Origin of the sequence: Pseudoalteromonas sp. SWYJ118, from assembly GCF_015864505.1 — a bacterium.
In the GTDB taxonomy this organism is placed as follows: Bacteria; Pseudomonadota; Gammaproteobacteria; order Enterobacterales; family Alteromonadaceae; genus Pseudoalteromonas; species Pseudoalteromonas arctica.
In genome coordinates, this window is sequence record NZ_JADYXC010000004.1 from 142,974 (window position 1) to 158,380 (window position 15,407).

The 15,407-nt window shown below is 38.8% G+C and carries 14 protein-coding genes and 1 pseudogene; 10 read left to right on the forward strand and 5 right to left on the reverse strand.

Annotated features, from left to right (window positions below; genetic code table 11):
- Positions 1–67 precede the first annotated feature (67 nt).
- The 3 genes and pseudogenes from I6F48_RS06660 to I6F48_RS06670 all read left to right on the forward strand — a co-directional run bounded on the left by I6F48_RS06660 (position 68) and on the right by I6F48_RS06670 (position 4,864).
- Positions 68–1,366: pseudogene (locus I6F48_RS06660) on the forward strand (methyl-accepting chemotaxis protein).
- 154 nt (positions 1,367–1,520) lie between these two features.
- Positions 1,521–3,713 (forward strand): TonB-dependent receptor plug domain-containing protein, encoded by a 2,193-nt coding sequence (locus I6F48_RS06665; RefSeq protein ID WP_197119105.1) that lies wholly within the window; start codon positions 1,521–1,523, stop codon positions 3,711–3,713.
- 188 nt (positions 3,714–3,901) lie between these two features.
- Positions 3,902–4,864, forward strand: a complete 963-nt coding sequence (locus I6F48_RS06670; RefSeq protein WP_165741644.1) for a TDT family transporter — start codon at positions 3,902–3,904, stop codon at positions 4,862–4,864.
- 2 nt (positions 4,865–4,866) lie between these two features.
- Here the strand turns inward: I6F48_RS06670 and I6F48_RS06675 are convergent, their stop codons facing one another.
- Positions 4,867–5,058: a DUF2986 domain-containing protein gene (locus tag I6F48_RS06675; protein WP_008169531.1), complete on the reverse strand. Its 192-nt coding sequence runs from the start codon at positions 5,056–5,058 to the stop codon at positions 4,867–4,869.
- A 137-nt stretch (positions 5,059–5,195) separates the two neighbouring features.
- Between I6F48_RS06675 and I6F48_RS06680 the strand changes: the two genes are divergently transcribed.
- Entirely contained in the window at positions 5,196–6,683 is a 1,488-nt protein-coding gene (locus I6F48_RS06680) for a dipeptidase (RefSeq protein ID WP_165741642.1), read from the forward strand.
- 47 nt (positions 6,684–6,730) lie between these two features.
- Here I6F48_RS06680 and I6F48_RS06685 read toward each other — a convergent pair whose 3' ends face one another.
- Positions 6,731–7,507, reverse strand: a complete 777-nt coding sequence (locus I6F48_RS06685; RefSeq protein ID WP_165741640.1) for an EAL domain-containing protein — start codon at positions 7,505–7,507, stop codon at positions 6,731–6,733.
- 219 nt (positions 7,508–7,726) lie between these two features.
- Between I6F48_RS06685 and I6F48_RS06690 the strand changes: the two genes are divergently transcribed.
- Positions 7,727–7,912, forward strand: a complete 186-nt coding sequence (locus I6F48_RS06690) for a 2TM domain-containing protein (RefSeq protein WP_197119106.1) — start codon at positions 7,727–7,729, stop codon at positions 7,910–7,912.
- An 84-nt stretch (positions 7,913–7,996) separates the two neighbouring features.
- Here the strand turns inward: I6F48_RS06690 and I6F48_RS06695 are convergent, their stop codons facing one another.
- The 3 genes from I6F48_RS06695 to I6F48_RS06705 all read right to left on the reverse strand — a co-directional run bounded on the left by I6F48_RS06695 (position 7,997) and on the right by I6F48_RS06705 (position 10,225).
- Positions 7,997–8,434: an OsmC family protein gene (locus tag I6F48_RS06695; RefSeq protein ID WP_165741095.1), complete on the reverse strand. Its 438-nt coding sequence runs from the start codon at positions 8,432–8,434 to the stop codon at positions 7,997–7,999.
- Between the two features lie 124 nt (positions 8,435–8,558).
- Positions 8,559–8,699 (reverse strand): DUF2256 domain-containing protein, encoded by a 141-nt coding sequence (locus tag I6F48_RS06700; protein WP_165741096.1) that lies wholly within the window; start codon positions 8,697–8,699, stop codon positions 8,559–8,561.
- Positions 8,700–8,701: 2 nt separating this feature from the next.
- Entirely contained in the window at positions 8,702–10,225 is a 1,524-nt protein-coding gene (locus I6F48_RS06705; RefSeq protein ID WP_165741097.1) for a cryptochrome/deoxyribodipyrimidine photo-lyase family protein, read from the reverse strand.
- 120 nt (positions 10,226–10,345) lie between these two features.
- On the opposite strand from I6F48_RS06705, the gene I6F48_RS06710 reads away from it, so the two are divergent.
- The 5 genes from I6F48_RS06710 to I6F48_RS06730 all read left to right on the forward strand — a co-directional run bounded on the left by I6F48_RS06710 (position 10,346) and on the right by I6F48_RS06730 (position 15,399).
- Positions 10,346–10,954: a flavin reductase family protein gene (locus I6F48_RS06710; RefSeq protein WP_165741098.1), complete on the forward strand. Its 609-nt coding sequence runs from the start codon at positions 10,346–10,348 to the stop codon at positions 10,952–10,954.
- A 32-nt stretch (positions 10,955–10,986) separates the two neighbouring features.
- Positions 10,987–12,648, forward strand: coding sequence for a YHYH protein (locus I6F48_RS06715; RefSeq protein ID WP_165741099.1), 1,662 nt, complete (start codon positions 10,987–10,989; stop codon positions 12,646–12,648).
- A gap of 9 nt (positions 12,649–12,657) precedes the next feature.
- Positions 12,658–13,188: a hypothetical protein gene (locus I6F48_RS06720; RefSeq protein ID WP_165729021.1), complete on the forward strand. Its 531-nt coding sequence runs from the start codon at positions 12,658–12,660 to the stop codon at positions 13,186–13,188.
- Positions 13,188–14,633: an ATP-binding protein gene (locus tag I6F48_RS06725; protein WP_165741100.1), complete on the forward strand. Its 1,446-nt coding sequence runs from the start codon at positions 13,188–13,190 to the stop codon at positions 14,631–14,633. The genes I6F48_RS06720 and I6F48_RS06725 overlap by 1 nt, the downstream gene beginning before the upstream one ends.
- Before the next feature lie 91 nt (positions 14,634–14,724).
- Entirely contained in the window at positions 14,725–15,399 is a 675-nt protein-coding gene (locus tag I6F48_RS06730) for a response regulator (protein WP_007581275.1), read from the forward strand.
- The last annotated feature ends 8 nt before the right edge of the window (positions 15,400–15,407 follow it).

Here is a 15,407-nt window from a genome sequence, read left to right on the forward strand (position 1 = left end):
ACAGCTACATATTGATATCACATTAATTTGCTAATTTTTGTACTAATTTACTCCTTAAGGTTTTTATATGTTTGGTATTTCTAAAAGAAACGCAAAAATTGAAGAAATGGAGCTTCAATTAATTCAAAAACAATCTATTTTATCGGCAATTAATAAGCACGTTGCTTATATAGAGTTTACACCTGATGGAATAATATTAGACGCAAACCAGTTGTTTTTAAAAACGATTGGGTATAGCAAAGAGAAAATAATTGGTAAGCATCATCGTATGTTTTGCGAACCTGAATATGCAAAGTCAAACGAATATAGTCAATTTTGGCAAGCATTGAAAGCAGGGAATTCTAAAGCAGGCTCGTTTTTAAGGTACAAAGCTAATGGCGATAAGCTTTGGCTTGAGGCAACTTACTTTCCTGTAGAAGAGCGCGGCGTAGTCACCAAAGTTATTTAAATAGCCTCTGATATTACAAACAGTTACATACAAAGAAAAGCGCAAGAAGCTATTGCAAATGCACTCGACAAAGCCTTGGCTACAATAGAGTTTACCCCAGAGGGTAATATTTTAAAGGCGAACCAAAACTTTTTAGCAACAATAGGTTATAGCTTAAAAGACATTGTAGGCAAGCATCATAAAATGTTTTGTACTAAATTGTTTTATGAGAAAAACCCACGCTTTTGGAGTGAATTAGCGCAGGGGCAGTTTAAGTCAGGAAAATTTAAACGTATTGCCGCCGACGGTTCAGAAATTTGGTTAGAAGCAACTTACAACCCAATTTTAGATAGCAAAGGTAATGTAATTAAAATAATTAAGTTTGCATCAAATATTACCGATCGAATTAATAATAACAGTGCAGTGACAGAAGCCGCTGCAATAGCACATGAATCGGCGGTAGCTACTGCTACAACCGCTAAAAAAGGCTCTGAAATACTACAAAGTTCTATAGCGAACTCCGACGCCATTGTAAGCCAAGTACTTAAATCGGTAGATTTAATAAAAAACCTTAATGAACAGTCTGCGGTCATAGGTTCCATTGTTTCGACAATTAGCAGCATTGCGGATCAAACTAATTTACTGGCACTTAATGCCGCAATAGAAGCAGCGCGTGCTGGTGATTATGGTCGAGGTTTTGCTGTAGTAGCTGATGAAGTAAGGCAGCTTGCAGCCAGCACTAGTCGCTCTACTAATGAAATAGCAAGTGTTGTTAAAAATAACCAAGAGCTCACTAATGATATATCAAAGCAAATAACGTCAGTTTCAGACTCATCAAAACAAGGAAGAGAGCTTATTGCTAATGTGTCTGAGGTCATTAAAGAGATTGAACGTGGAGCCGATATTGTTTCTCAAACGGTAGCTAAGTTAAATACTTAGTTAATTGCATGTTCCTATGTTTAAAGCTGCCTTCTTATGTGCTCAAACACACCTAACAACATTTTAAATTGATAAAGTGCGACAATATGTCGCGCTTTTGCTTTTGCAACTCACACTATAATTACGCCAATTATTACAGTGGCATAAATTAACAATGGTTTATAAAAGCAAAACTCAAAAAACATATTTACTAACGCCTGTCGCACTTTTTATTAGCGGTGTGCTATCTCCTTTTGCATTTGCCGACGATACGCCTTTAGAAGTGATTGAAGTACACGGACATGCTCAAAATAAGCATTTAGCACTTGGTTCGTCAGAATCGTTATTAAGTGATTTAGGTGTCGATTTTTCAGCAGCGGGCGGCGTATCTAACTTACCTATTTTAAATGGTTTAATGGGCGACAGAGTTAAAGTGTTAGTTGATGGTGCAGATGTAACCGTTGCATGCGCTAATCATATGAACCCGCCACTTTCGTATATCTCGGCTAATCAAATTACGTCTTACAATGTGGTTGCAGGCGTGTCGCCAGTAAGCGCGGGCGGCGATAATATTGCCGGTGTAATAAGCGTTAATTCTATTTCACCACAGTACAGCGATAGCAGTGAATTAAGATGGCACTCGGGTTATGTGTCGGCAAAATACAGTAGTGTTGATAACGGACGTAAACTTGGCGTTGGTGCACGTTTAGCAAGTGACACGTTTAGCCTTAATTATCAGGGTTCGTTTAGTGACGCAGATAGTTATGAAGACGGTAACGGCGATGTAGTATTAGATACATTGTATCGAGCACAAAATCATAGTTTAACCGCAGCTATGCGCGATGATAAACAGCAATTAGTTATAAAGCTAACGCATCAAAAAATCCCGTATCAGGGATTTGCAAATCAGTATATGGATATGACCGATAACACCAGCTACGGTGCAATAGCTCAATACAAACGCTCCTTTGAAAACAGCGAGCTTGAAGGGCAAGTTAACTGGCATAGCGTAAAGCACGAAATGGGTTTTTTCAGTGAAGAAAAAACAGGCATGATGCGAATGAAAACCGATGCACAAGATATAAGTACGCAGCTTAAATGGCGTATCGCGCTTGATAAAAACAGCAGTATTTTACTCGGTCAAGAATATTACAATTACAGTATTGATGATTGGTGGCCAGGTATTGAAGGCTCAACCATGATGGGACCAGACGATTACGTAAATGTAAATAACGGTAAACGAGAGCGCATAGCGGCATTTGCAGAATTTGAGAGCCAAATAAATACAAAATTATGGTTAAACGCAGGCGTACGTATTGAAAGTATTAATACCCACGTTGGAGAGGTTCAATCTTACAACGATGACATGAGTATGATGGATATGGACGATATGGACGATATGGACGATATGGACGATATGAGCGACATGAGTAGTATGAAAAGTATGACCATGAGCGATACGTCTACAGATAATACCATCGCTGCACAGAACTTTAATGCTGGCGACAGAGATAACACCGACACCATAGTTGATGCTAACTTATTAATTAACTACCAAATAACAAATTATGATGAGCTGCAATTTGGTCTTGCCCGTAAAAACCGAGCGCCTAATTTATACGAGCGATACAGTTGGGGTGTAAGCACCATGGCAACCACCATGATTGGTTGGTATGGCGATGGTAATGGTTATATTGGTAACCCTGATTTAGACGTTGAAACAGCGCATACAATAAGTGCTACTTATATTAAGCAGGCTAAAGATGATGGTTGGCGGTTAAGCACCAATGTTTGGTATACAGATGTGAGTGACTATATTGATGCTGATATTGTAAGAAGCTTCAATAGTTATGACTTGGACAACACTGCGCGTAACATTTTTCAGTTTACTAATGTAGATGCTATTTTGTATGGTGCAAAAATAGACTTAACAGCCAACATTTATGAATCTAAAAATTTAGGCAACTGGCAGTTACACTCTAATGTTACTAATACCAGAGGCAAGCGAGACGATACTAACCAACCGCTTTACCAAATTAAGCCATTGCAAACTCAGCTAGATATTAGCCAGCAAATAGGTCGATTTGAAAATGTATTGTCTTGGCAGTGGGTAGATACAAAAAGCCGTGTAGACAATAATCGTTTTGAAAACCAAACAGACAGCTACAGCTTGGTTAATTTAAGCTCTAAAGCAACATGGAACGCATTAACGCTAAGCGCTGAAGTAAGTAATGTGTTTGATGAATATTACCAACTCCCACTTGGCGGTGTAAGTATTGCAGCGCTTAAACAAGATAGCAGCAACGGGTTTAAGCAATTAGCAGGGCTGGGGCGCTCGCTTAATATAAGTGCTAGCTATGCGTTTTAAATAACCTCCTATTCAAATTTAAAAAAAGCAAAAGCCATAACTGTGTTATGGCTTTTGCTTTTTTTTATGAAATATTAGTATGCTTAACACGTTCTATTAGGCACTGTTTTATTAATTTTATAACATTAGTTTTAGTAGAATGCAGAAAAAGCAGTAACTTGTTCATCACCCAATGGTTAGGAAATACAGTGTTTAAGCAATTTAAAAATAAAGTGATGGTGGCGCCAACAGCTATGGCCGGTTTAGCTTTGGGTATTGCCAGTATGGGGTGGACATGGGAAAACGTTTTAAATTTAAATAATTATGGACAATATCTGGGAGCGCTATTAGCTGGCGTATTAGTTTTACTTTTGGCTGCTAAATTTTTACTGCACCCAGATTTATTAAAAGCTGATTTAGCACATCCCGTTGCAGGAAGTGTGATCCCGACATTTGCAATGGCTAACCTGGTTATTTCAAAATCAGTGGGGCAATTTGACCCATTAGCTGGCGACATTATGTGGGTTTTAGCTTTTGTGCTGCACTTTACATTTTTGTTGAGCTTTTTATATCAGCGAGCAAAAAAGTTTAACTTTGAAGATATGGCGCCCAGCTGGTTTGTGCCACCGGTGGGTATTATTATTGCAGATGTTACTTTTTCGGGAAATCCGACATTAGCGTGGTTAGCCTATAGTGCGCTGGTTATTGGCATATCAGCGTACAGTACTATACTGCCAATTATGTTTTATCGTTTTTTAATAGCATTAAAAAGTGATTACGAAATACAGCCAACACTTGCCATTTTAGCCGCACCTGCCAGTTTAACATTAGCGGGGTATTTTCATATAGCGGCCAATCCATCACTAACTATAGTGGGAGTATTATTTACATTAGCGATAATAAAAACACTGATTGTTTATGTGTTATTTATAAAGTTATTACGCAGACCTTTTACGCCGAGCTACGCTGCTTTTACATTTCCAATGGTTATTGGGGCAACTGCATTATTTAAAATGAAAGACTGGATGCAAAGTATAAACCTCGCAATGCCATATGTAGATACAGTTAATTACTTAGCTACGTTTGAACTTATAGTTGCCACGGCAGTAGTTGGTTATGTAAGTGGTCGGTACTTTTGCCACTTTAAATTATCAAAGCAACGGGTAGCGTAGAGTTACTCTTGGATTACCTCTGGCTCATTACTTTCTTGTTCAGCTAGTTTTTCGCGCTCAGCTTTTGACACATAACCAGGTTTGTTGCTTTTATGTAGTTTAGCGTTAGTGCGTTTATCTTTCTTTTGAAATTTAGTGACGATTTTTTTACGACGGTTCACAATTAAATACCCTGTTAATTTTAAGTCGCGCATTATACATTCATCCTCATAAAAGCTGCTATATAAATATTCAGCTTAAGTTACCTGTGTGTTTAGCGTAAAGAGCTATAAGTAAGCGCTTCATAGCGTTATAATTACCGCTCTTAGTTATTAATTAAATGGGAATTGTTTTGAAAAAGTTAGCTTTAGCCAGTATTGCTTTATTTGCGTTTGGTGCTCATGCGCAGTTAAATAAAAATATTGATAGCGTTGCCGATTACGCAGTAGATACCTACCAAAATGCTCAAATACACACTCTTACCAATTTAGTTGCCTTTCCTACGGTTAATAAAGCGAATATAAAAACGCCACAAAACCAAGATTTTATTGGCTTTAAAGCCCTGTTAAAAATGAAAGCCGCAGAGCTTGGTTTTGACTACCAAGATTTAGGGTACACCGTATTAATTGGTATGGGCGAGCAAAGCGAAAAAGTAACGGTAGTAACGCATGGCGATGTGCAACCTGCAAATGCTAGTAAATGGAAACAAAGTCCTTTTATTATAGATACCTCTGAGCCTGGTAAATTAGTTGGTCGTGGTACAGAGGATGACAAAGGTGCAATAGCAACCGCGCTTTACGCCATGAAAGCAATTAAAGATAAAGGCATAACGCTTAATAACCGCATTGAGCTGATGATTTATCTTGCTGAGGAGTCTGATTGGGGCCCGCTTACGGAGTTTATGAAAACATATGAGCAACCAAAATATGCAGTAACAATTGATGCATCATACCCCGTAGTGGTTGCCGAGAAAGGCTGGAGCTTAATAGCTCCTACCTTTAAAGCGACATCACCACAAACGGGTGTGTATGTAAAAGATGTAGCTGGCGGTGCGTTTAGAAGCCAAATTCCAGAAGATGCAAGCTTAGTACTTCACAATGCAGATGCTGCACTTATTAATACATTAAAAGCAAAAGCCAAAACATTAAATAAAGTTGAGTTTAACTTTAGTGAGCAAAATGATGGATTAGCCATAAATGTTAAAGGCATGTCGGCGCATTCATCAGAGCCAGAGTCGGGTATAAATGCGATTGCTTATTTAGCTGAGTTATTTAAAGGTGTGGAGCTTGAAAATAACAGTGACGGCGAGCTAATCGACTTTGTGAATCAGTTAATTGGTTTAGATATTCACGGTAAACAGTTTGGCGAAATAGCCTATAAGCACGACTTTATGGGCCCGATGACAGTGGCACCAACCGTTATTGAGCGCGATGGTAATGCACTAACACTTGCTGTAAATGCGCGCCGCCCTATGGGTAAAGACGAAGCTGTACTACAAAAGCAAATTGACGATGCACTCGCTAATTGGCAGGCAGCTAATAACGTAACCCTTGCTAATATAGAGACGATTATTGGCACACCGATGCTACTTGATGGCGCGCCACATGCGCAAAAGCTGCTTGATATTTTCAAGCATTTTACGGGCGACGAAAAAGCTGACTTTGTATCAATAGGTGGTGGCACTAATGCAAAGCTGTTTGATAACGCAGTGTCGTTTGGCCCTTCAATGCCAGGTAAACGTTACACGGGTCACTCAGAGCATGAGTTTATGACCATTGAGCAACTAGAGCTTAATTTACGCATGTACACAGCGATGATGATAGAGCTGGGTAATATGTAGTTTAAGCGTACTTAGATTCAATAAGGTTTAATAATAGGTGTTGAGTACTAATCAGCACCTATGTCCTTAAAATTTACCTCAGGCAAGTTTTCAAAGCTTGGTTTGGCAAATAAATACCCCTGCATAAGCTCAACACCTGCGTTTTTAAGCCATATATACTCTTCTACGGTTTCAATCCCTTCAGCCAGTGCCGTTATGTTTAAGTCGCGAAACATATTTAAGCAATGAGTTACTATTAATTGGCGTTTTTTATCGTTGCTTATATCGCGTATTAGCGCCATATCAAGCTTGATAATATCCGTTTGAAAGTCAGCCAGTAGATTTAAACCAGAATAACCTGCGCCAAAGTCGTCAGTCGCGGTTTTAAACCCGAGAGACTGATAGTAATCAACAACGCGCTTTATGTGTGCGGTGTCTTCTATTTTTTCTACTTCAGTAAATTCAAACATAATATTTTGAATTGGGAAGTTATACTTTTTTGCAGCTTCTAGTGTGGTGCGTATACATCGCTCAGGTTTATAAATAGCATTAGGTAAAAAGTTAATGCTTAGCATTGATGTTATGCCCAGCTTTGCGGCTAATTGAATGGCTTTAATGCGACAAAGCTGATCAAACGCATAGCGGTTGTCTTCATTCACCTTTGAAATAATAGAATAAGCAGACTCGCCATTTAAACCCCTAACCAGTGCTTCATAGCCATAAATAAGGTTAGTTTTACAGTTTATAATGGGTTGAAAAGCCATTGAAAAATCAAATTCGAGATCGTTAGTATCAGCGCAGTTGTTACATGTCACTTTTTCGAAATCTTTTGATTTTTCGCTCATTTAGCTCATCCTTTAATGTTTATTTGTTTAAGGTTAGTTGAAATTAGAGCCTAACACAAACAGATTAAAGTATTGGGTTTTATGTATTGAAACATGATAAACAACTATATTTTTAGGTGGGGAGGAATGACTAATGTCATGCTATTTAATGACATTTAGCAGCTGTGCATGGTGCTTATTAAAACAATAATAGTGGCATACATTATTTGGAGAATAAAAATGAGCAGCACAATTACATTAGGCAAAAAAATTAAAACATATCTACTTATTTTAACTTTGCTCACCGTTATAAATTTACTGACTTCACCTAGTTATATGTGGGTAGTATGGCCAGCGCTTGGGATGGGAATTGGGCTAGTAGTCAGTGCTTTGAGTAAGAATAAACCTAGAGATATTTCTTTATAATAAACAAGCCAAGTAATAACTTACTTGGCTTTTTTAGTAAGGGGCTATCTACATAGTTAAATCTACATAGTTAAATCTAAATAGTTAAAATGCTGATTGAAGTTCTGCATCCAGAGATATTTCGGTATTTAAGAGTTTTGATATAGGGCAGTTCTTTTTGGTTTGCTCACATAGAGCCTGAAACTGCTCGTTTTGAATATCATCAATACGCGCTTTTACCTCAAGGGCAATATGCGTCACCGAAAAACCGTCATCTACTTCATCAAGGCTTACAGTGGCTTTAGTATCAATTTTATCTGCGGTAAAGCCTGCATCACCTAATGCAAGCGAAAGTGCCATACTAAAACATGCACTGTGAGCTGCACCTACTAATTCTTCAGGGTTTGAGCCTGCCTTATCTTCAAAGCGGGTATTAAAACCATAAGGTTGTTTATCAAGCGCGCCACTTTGAGTTGATATGCTACCTTTACCTGTTTTAATATCGCCAGACCATGTTGAACTTGCCGTTTTTTTAATCGTCATCATCTTCTCCTTGCTTGAGTGTAAGCTTTTCAGGTTAGCTAAGCGTTATTTACAAAATAAACTTATATAAAGCCTTAAAAGCATTAATTACTGATGATGTTGCAAAATAGACGCCAGTTAATTGTTATCCCTGTTTATTTCGCTTACAGCGCTCTGAACAGAAAATAACGTTATCCAAGTCGCGCTGCCATTTTTTACGCCACGTAAAAGGTTTATTACAAATAGGGCATATTTTTTGAGGTAAGTTTAGTTTTTTGTGCGCCATACTTACTTAGCCTTGCTGTTACTTTTAGTATCCGTTTTACTTTTTGTTCGAGTAACTTTTTGAGTACCTCCAACGTGTTTTTTAAGAATCCTCCCTATGGCGCGTTTAACATCGGCTCGCTCACGGTATTGCCATAAGCGTTCGCGTGCTTCTTTTGAGGCTGCTGTTAAATCAAGCATCGGTTCGGGATAATCCTCCCCTAACTTAAAGTCGTTAAAGAGTGCTTCCATTGGAGTTTGCTCCCAAGGCTGATGTAAATATTCAATAGGGAGTTTTTCAAGCTCGGGGCACCACTTTTTAATAAATGAACCTGTTGGATCTTGATCTTCTGATTGTTTAATTGGGTTGTAGTGCCTAATGGTGTTTATGCCTGTTACCGAGGCTTGCATTTGAATTTGCGGGTAGTGAATGCCAGGCTCAAAATCTAAAAAGTAATTAGCGAGCGGAAAGCTTGCTTGCTGCCAACTTATATTTAAATGATGCGTTACAAAGCTTACAAGCATGGCGCGCATTCTAAAGTTTATATAGCCGGTGGCTTTTAAGCAGCGCATGCAAGCGTCAATAATGGGAATACCTGTTTGACCTTGCGCCCAGCGTTCAATATCGTTTTTAACATGTTCATCATCGCGATACGGAAATACATGATAACCCGGATTAAGGGCTAAAAACTCCATAGAACATTCGCTCTCAAACTTTTGCATAAAGTGGCAGTGCCAATGCAAGCGCGATACAAACGCTGCAAGCGGGCGCTTCCAGCCTCTTTTGTCAGGGTGTTTTGAATGATATTCATCAATGGCCATTTGATACACTTGCCTAAGGCTAATGTTCCCCCATGCTAGGTACGGCGAAAGTCGGGAGCAATGTGTTTGGCTTAAACTTGGGCTCGATATTCCTTTTTGATAACCTTTACCGCGCTCGGCAAAAAAGCTCTGCATTACAGTTCGCGCATGCAGCGGACCGCCTTGTTGAAAGCTGTCGTGACCTTGCGTGTAAGCGCTTGGTAGCTCAGGTGTTTGGTAGTTATTGAGGGTAATTGTTTTTATACTCTTCCAATTAGGAACTGCAATAGGTGCTTGCATTGTTTGCTGCCAGCGTTCGTTCCAATTATTACGATTTTTTTTGCCGCGAATAACCGCGCCTGTTTGCGACTCTTGCCAATTAATATGGTTATGCTGGCACCATGCTTTTATTGCTTTATCGCGCTCAAAGGTGTTGTTTAAGCCTATTTCTTGATGGCTAAAAATACTAACTATTTCAAACTGTGCCTTTAACGATTCAAGTAAATCGTTCATATTTAAATTAAAGATATAAACACAGGCGTTAAAACGCGCTAGCTGATTATTTAACTCAACTATTGATTGATACACAAAGCGCCAGTGCCGCTCATTGTAGTGTGCATCTTCGAGCAATAATGGCTCAAAGTTATAAAGTAATAGGGTAGGTAAGCCATTACTGAATGCATTTTTTAATGGTTGATGATCGCTAAGACGCAAATCACGTTTAAACCACACGATGTTTATTTTCATATAATTTGTTTATTGCTTTAAATAGAGATAAAAATTAGCTTGTTATTTAACTGAGTCAGCCAAACCTATACGTAACTAACTTGAATTAAGATTTAGTTTTAATGTATTAAAAGGAAAAGTATGTTTTTAGATTTAACTGTAAATAAAGAGCTTAATGTTTATTCGTATTTAGTTGGCGGGATCAGCCCTCGGCCTATCGCATGGATAAGTACATTAAGTAGCGACGGTGTGGCTAATATTGCTCCTTACTCATTTTTTACAGTAGCGAGTTGTAACCCACCAGTATTGAGTGTGACGCAAGTAAATCCACGCGATAAACTAAGCAAAGATACATTAATTAACTTATTAGCGACTAAAGAATGTGTGATTAACATTGTGAGTCATGAGCAGGTTGAAAAAATGAATCAAAGCTGTGCTAATTATCCTAGTGATGTTAGTGAGTTTGATGCTGCAAATATAACTAAAATTGATAGCCAAATGGTCGCAGTGCCGAGTGTTGCTGATTCAAAAGTACGCTATGAGTGTAAGCTACGTGAAGTTATTACTATTTCAAGCGAGCCTGGCGGCGGACAAATGATGTTGTTAGACATAGTGGGTATTTGTGTTGACGATGAAGTGTTTGTTGACGGTTATATTGACCCAACACTTTTAGATGCGGTAGGTAGAATGGGTGGAGATTACTATGCAACCACTAAAGACAAATTTATACTTAAACGACCACAAATCTAGTTTTATGTTTATTCTTCCTTAGTTTGTGCACAATGTTTGCACTTTTACTTGTTAACTTTGTTTTATTAAACGTTAAAGTAAAGGTTCAAGCATTGAAAACACTTTTTAAAACAAAAGCCTCTAATGTAACTAAGTTATTTGCGTTAAGTGCGCTTTGTATCGCTTTAAGCGCATGTAACAGCGATTCTACAAGTACTACAACAGACGGCGAGACAGTCAGTAATAGTGCTTCAACGGTTGACGCCGGTATTGACCAAACTGTTAATGCGGGCGATACCGTTTATTTAATTTCAACAGTTGAAGATGATGGCGAAGTATCCGTTAGCTGGTCACAAACATCAGGCACTACCGTTAGCTTATCTTCAAGTACTGCAACGTCTACTGAGTTTGTTGCACCTGAAGTTTTAACCGATGAAGCACTTGTATTTGAAATCAGTGCAGATGACGGCACAAACGATGTCGTTGTAGATACCGTTATAGTTAATGTTATTGCTTCATCAGACTCAGATACTGGTGCAGTTGATAATAGTGCAAAACTTACCAGCTGGTTAATTAACAACGATACAACCTCCACTTATATACAAAACAATGGCGCAGTGGTTGAAGATGTTCAATCAGTTGAGGTTGTTACTGTTTCTGAGGAAGATGCTGACGTTGAATACATGTATGTGCAAACAACTGACATTCCTAAATATGACGTAACGCTTACACAAGACCAAGTAGACGCGTTAAATAACCGCCCGCGTGCAGCTACCGATTTTTATAACGGTGTAACCTCAGCAGCAGTAGGGCAAACCATTTCGTTTGGTGAAGATATTGGCTATAACAGCAGCACTGAAAACTGTGATGACACAGGCGGCGCAGGCTATTGGCCTCCAGGACCAGGTTGCCCGACAGAACAAACAGTTGAGGCGTATTTTCCGATAACACCTACCGATTTATCTGACACTGAAACGTGTGAAACAGGTTTAGGTACAGTTGGCTTAATGGTTAATGGCACCAGTATATTTAACTGGGGCGATGGTATGAGCTACGGTAATAATATTTGGTATACATTAGCGCCCATTGCTGAGCAATACGATGTTGATGTGTGTGGCGGACATGCTGCTAACGGTGAATATCATCACCATTTTTATACTAGTTGCTTAGCTGATTTACTTGAAGATGATGGCGATGCGCATTCACCTATTTATGGGTTTGCAGCTGATGGCTATCCGCTTTATGGTCCTTATGAAAGTAACGGTCAACTTGCATTAAGCGGCTGGGAAATGCGTGATTATGGCGCGTCAGAAAGTGAAGGTGGTTGTGGTACTGAAGGTGAGCGAAGCTGTACTTTAGTCGATCAATACGATGTTAGCCAAGGCACACAAACAAGTGATGCAGGTCCTGCTATTGGCGCAGAAGTAACGACGCTCTCTGGTAATACATTAAATGCCGACGATGGTTATTACTTTGAAGATTTCTACTACGCACAAAAAACAGTAACCGGTGCTCAATTAGATGAGCATAACGGCCACGATACTAACGATGGCAAGGGTTATCACTACCATATAACACTAACGTTAGACAGTGATGGTAAATTACAGCCTTCTTTTCCTTATCAAATAGGGCCTCGTTTTAAAGGTCAATTAGCCGATAATTCAATTGGTCGCTGTGATACGGGCGAAACAATGGGTCCACCACCGGGAATGTAAGGAGTAACTATGCGTTATTTTAAATACGCATTGATCCTAACTACTGCTGTGCTATTGAGCTTTAAGCTCTTTGCGCAGCAGGAAATGATGGATCATAGCCATATGCCTATAGCAGTGCCAAGTGATACGCCAATCCCGGCATTAAGCCTTAAGTTATTAAAAGATAGTATGTCGGGTTATAACTTAATTTTAGATACTCAGCGCTATGATTTATCTGTACCCCCTGAGGGCGCAATGAACATGCAGCAAATGATGAGCGTTACTACAAACGATGACACGGGCTTTTTACAAGGTCATGCTCATTTATATATAAATGGGGTTAAAATACAGCGAATTTACGGACATGCATTGCATTTACCTGCTAACTTATTTAAAAGTGGTATAAATACCGTATCGGTTACTTTAAATAATCATGGTCATATGTATTGGACCGCTCAGGGCAAAAAAATAGTTGCTACGCTGTATGTTAACGATCAAACCAAAGAGTTTATAACATACCGATTTGAAAGCTTTCCTAGCAAGGTTGAAAACACGCATTAATGAAAATTCATAATAAACTTTTTTTAATACTATTTAGTTTTACCTTTAGTGTTATTGCAGGGCTAGTAGTACTTATACAATGGAGTATAGGGCAAGGCGTAATTGATTTTGTTAATGCAAAAGAAGTAAAAGCGCTTGAACCACTTGTTGTGCAACTTGCAAAGCAATACGAAAAAACCCCCTCATGGGAACGTGTTGTTGGCAATGGCGAAAATTTTAGAAAACTTGTTGAATCTCAGCTAGAAAATAGCCAGTTTTTACCTAGGCCACCAGAAGGTCCAGGCCCCAGAGGGGGAATGATGCGACGGCCGCCACCCGATCATATTCGTTTAGGGGGAGAGCGCCGCCTACCACCTGAAAATATTGCTCACTACGCTTTGCTTGATGAAAATAAGCAGCGAGTAGTGGGTAGATACCTCAGCGATTTAAAATATATAACAACCCCAATTACAGTGAGCGATAAAACAGTGGGTTACTTAGCTGTATCTAAAAGAGATAGCTTGGTTGATGGTTATGAGCTTGATTTTTTACAACAGCAAACTAACTATTTATGGTTTATTGCATTAGCTGCGGTACTGCTTACGTTACTTGTTACCTTTTTATTATCTCGCCACTTAGTTAGCCCTGTAAAGCAAATTGCAAATGGTATGCATCGCTTAACACAAGGGAATTACGAGACCAAACTTACGCTTGAGCGAAAAGACGAATTAGGCCAATTAAGCGAAGATTTTAATACGCTTGCATTTACACTCGCTAAAGACGAGCAAGTACGTAAACGCTGGCTTGCTAATATTTCTCATGAGCTTAGGACGCCAATGAGCATTTTACTCGGTGAACTTGAAGCTATGCTACTTGGCATACGCGAACCGAATACAAAAAATATAAGTTCGGCTAACGATGAAGCTTTGCATTTAAAACGCTTAATAGACGACTTACATATGCTCAACAGCGCAGAGTTAGGGGGAATGCACTACACTATGCAACCTACTGACATGGCGTTACTATTAAGCACTGTAGAGCAAAAGTATCAGGCTATACTTGAACAACATAATATAAAAATTTATCTACTAAATAGCGCTAAACATATAACTGTACAAGCAGATAAAACGCGCCTTTTACAGCTACTCGATAATATTTTAATGAACGCGGTACATTATGCTCAATGCACAACTATTTCATTAACGGCTAGTAATATAAGCATTAAAGGGCAAACCTACTTAGAGCTTATAATTGAAGATAATGGCGTAGGTGTAGATCAGTCGCATTTATCGCATTTGTTTGAGTATTTATATCGAGTAGATAGCTCGCGTAATCGTCAAGAGGGCGGTTCAGGCTTAGGTTTGTCTATTTGTCAGCATATAGTTAAAGGACACAAAGGTGAAATAGCCGCTGAAAAAGCCAGTTTAGGCGGCCTTGCTATTATTATTAGGCTACCAACTATTTAGCTTTAGTTGATTCACAAAAAATACGTAACTTGAACTTTGTTTGATATGGTATTTTTATCCTAATTTTGGATTACTAATAACAGAGAACTCTATGAGCGAACAAATACTGATTGTAGAAGATGAAGTAAAGCTAGCTAACTTAATGAGTGACTTTTTAAGTAGCCATCATTTTGTTACTCATCAAATACATCACGGAAATGAAGTATTACCTTGGCTTGAAATTAACAGGCCGAGCGTAATTTTGCTCGACATAATGCTACCTGGTCAAAGTGGTATAGAACTATGTAAAGCAATCAGGCGCTTTTCAAATGTGCCTATTATTATGGTATCGGCAAAAGTAGAAGAAATAGATAGGCTGCTTGGACTTGAGTTAGGTGCAGATGATTATATTTGTAAGCCGTTTAGTTATGCTGAGCTGGTGGCGCGAGTTAAAGCTATATTAAGGCGATTAAGTAGCGCAAGTGATGTTACAGAGTCAACAATGAAGCTTGACGAGAGTACCTACAGCGTAAAATACAAATCAAACAGCATAGAGCTTACGAACTTTGAATTTCAGCTATTTAAACCTTTGTTTAACAACCCAAATCGTATTTATTCGCGCGATAGTTTAATGGACACTATGTACGCCGATCAGCGTATTGTGAGCCATCGTACTATTGATAGCCATATTAAAAAGTTGCGTAAAAAACTAGATGAAGTGACACAAACTGAAAGTGTTATTCAGTCTGTTTATGGGGTTGGCTACCGATTTGTGCACCCGCAGTAAGAGGTATT

What these genes read in the sequence shown, in the direction of transcription:
- I6F48_RS06665 (WP_197119105.1), top strand. Translation starts at nt 1,521, where the DNA reads ATGGTTTATAAAAGCAAAACTCAAAAAACATATTTACTAACGCCTGTC.
- I6F48_RS06675 (WP_008169531.1), bottom strand. Translation starts at nt 5,058, where the DNA reads ATGCGCGACTTAAAATTAACAGGGTATTTAATTGTGAACCGTCGTAAA.
- I6F48_RS06685 (WP_165741640.1), bottom strand. Translation starts at nt 7,507, where the DNA reads ATGAGCGAAAAATCAAAAGATTTCGAAAAAGTGACATGTAACAACTGC.
- I6F48_RS06690 (WP_197119106.1), top strand. Translation starts at nt 7,727, where the DNA reads ATGAGCAGCACAATTACATTAGGCAAAAAAATTAAAACATATCTACTT.
- I6F48_RS06695 (WP_165741095.1), bottom strand. Translation starts at nt 8,434, where the DNA reads ATGACGATTAAAAAAACGGCAAGTTCAACATGGTCTGGCGATATTAAA.
- I6F48_RS06700 (WP_165741096.1), bottom strand. Translation starts at nt 8,699, where the DNA reads ATGGCGCACAAAAAACTAAACTTACCTCAAAAAATATGCCCTATTTGT.
- I6F48_RS06705 (WP_165741097.1), bottom strand. Translation starts at nt 10,225, where the DNA reads ATGAAAATAAACATCGTGTGGTTTAAACGTGATTTGCGTCTTAGCGAT.
- I6F48_RS06710 (WP_165741098.1), top strand. Translation starts at nt 10,346, where the DNA reads ATGTTTTTAGATTTAACTGTAAATAAAGAGCTTAATGTTTATTCGTAT.
- I6F48_RS06715 (WP_165741099.1), top strand. Translation starts at nt 10,987, where the DNA reads ATGTTTGCACTTTTACTTGTTAACTTTGTTTTATTAAACGTTAAAGTA.
- I6F48_RS06720 (WP_165729021.1), top strand. Translation starts at nt 12,658, where the DNA reads ATGCGTTATTTTAAATACGCATTGATCCTAACTACTGCTGTGCTATTG.
- I6F48_RS06725 (WP_165741100.1), top strand. Translation starts at nt 13,188, where the DNA reads ATGAAAATTCATAATAAACTTTTTTTAATACTATTTAGTTTTACCTTT.
- I6F48_RS06730 (WP_007581275.1), top strand. Translation starts at nt 14,725, where the DNA reads ATGAGCGAACAAATACTGATTGTAGAAGATGAAGTAAAGCTAGCTAAC.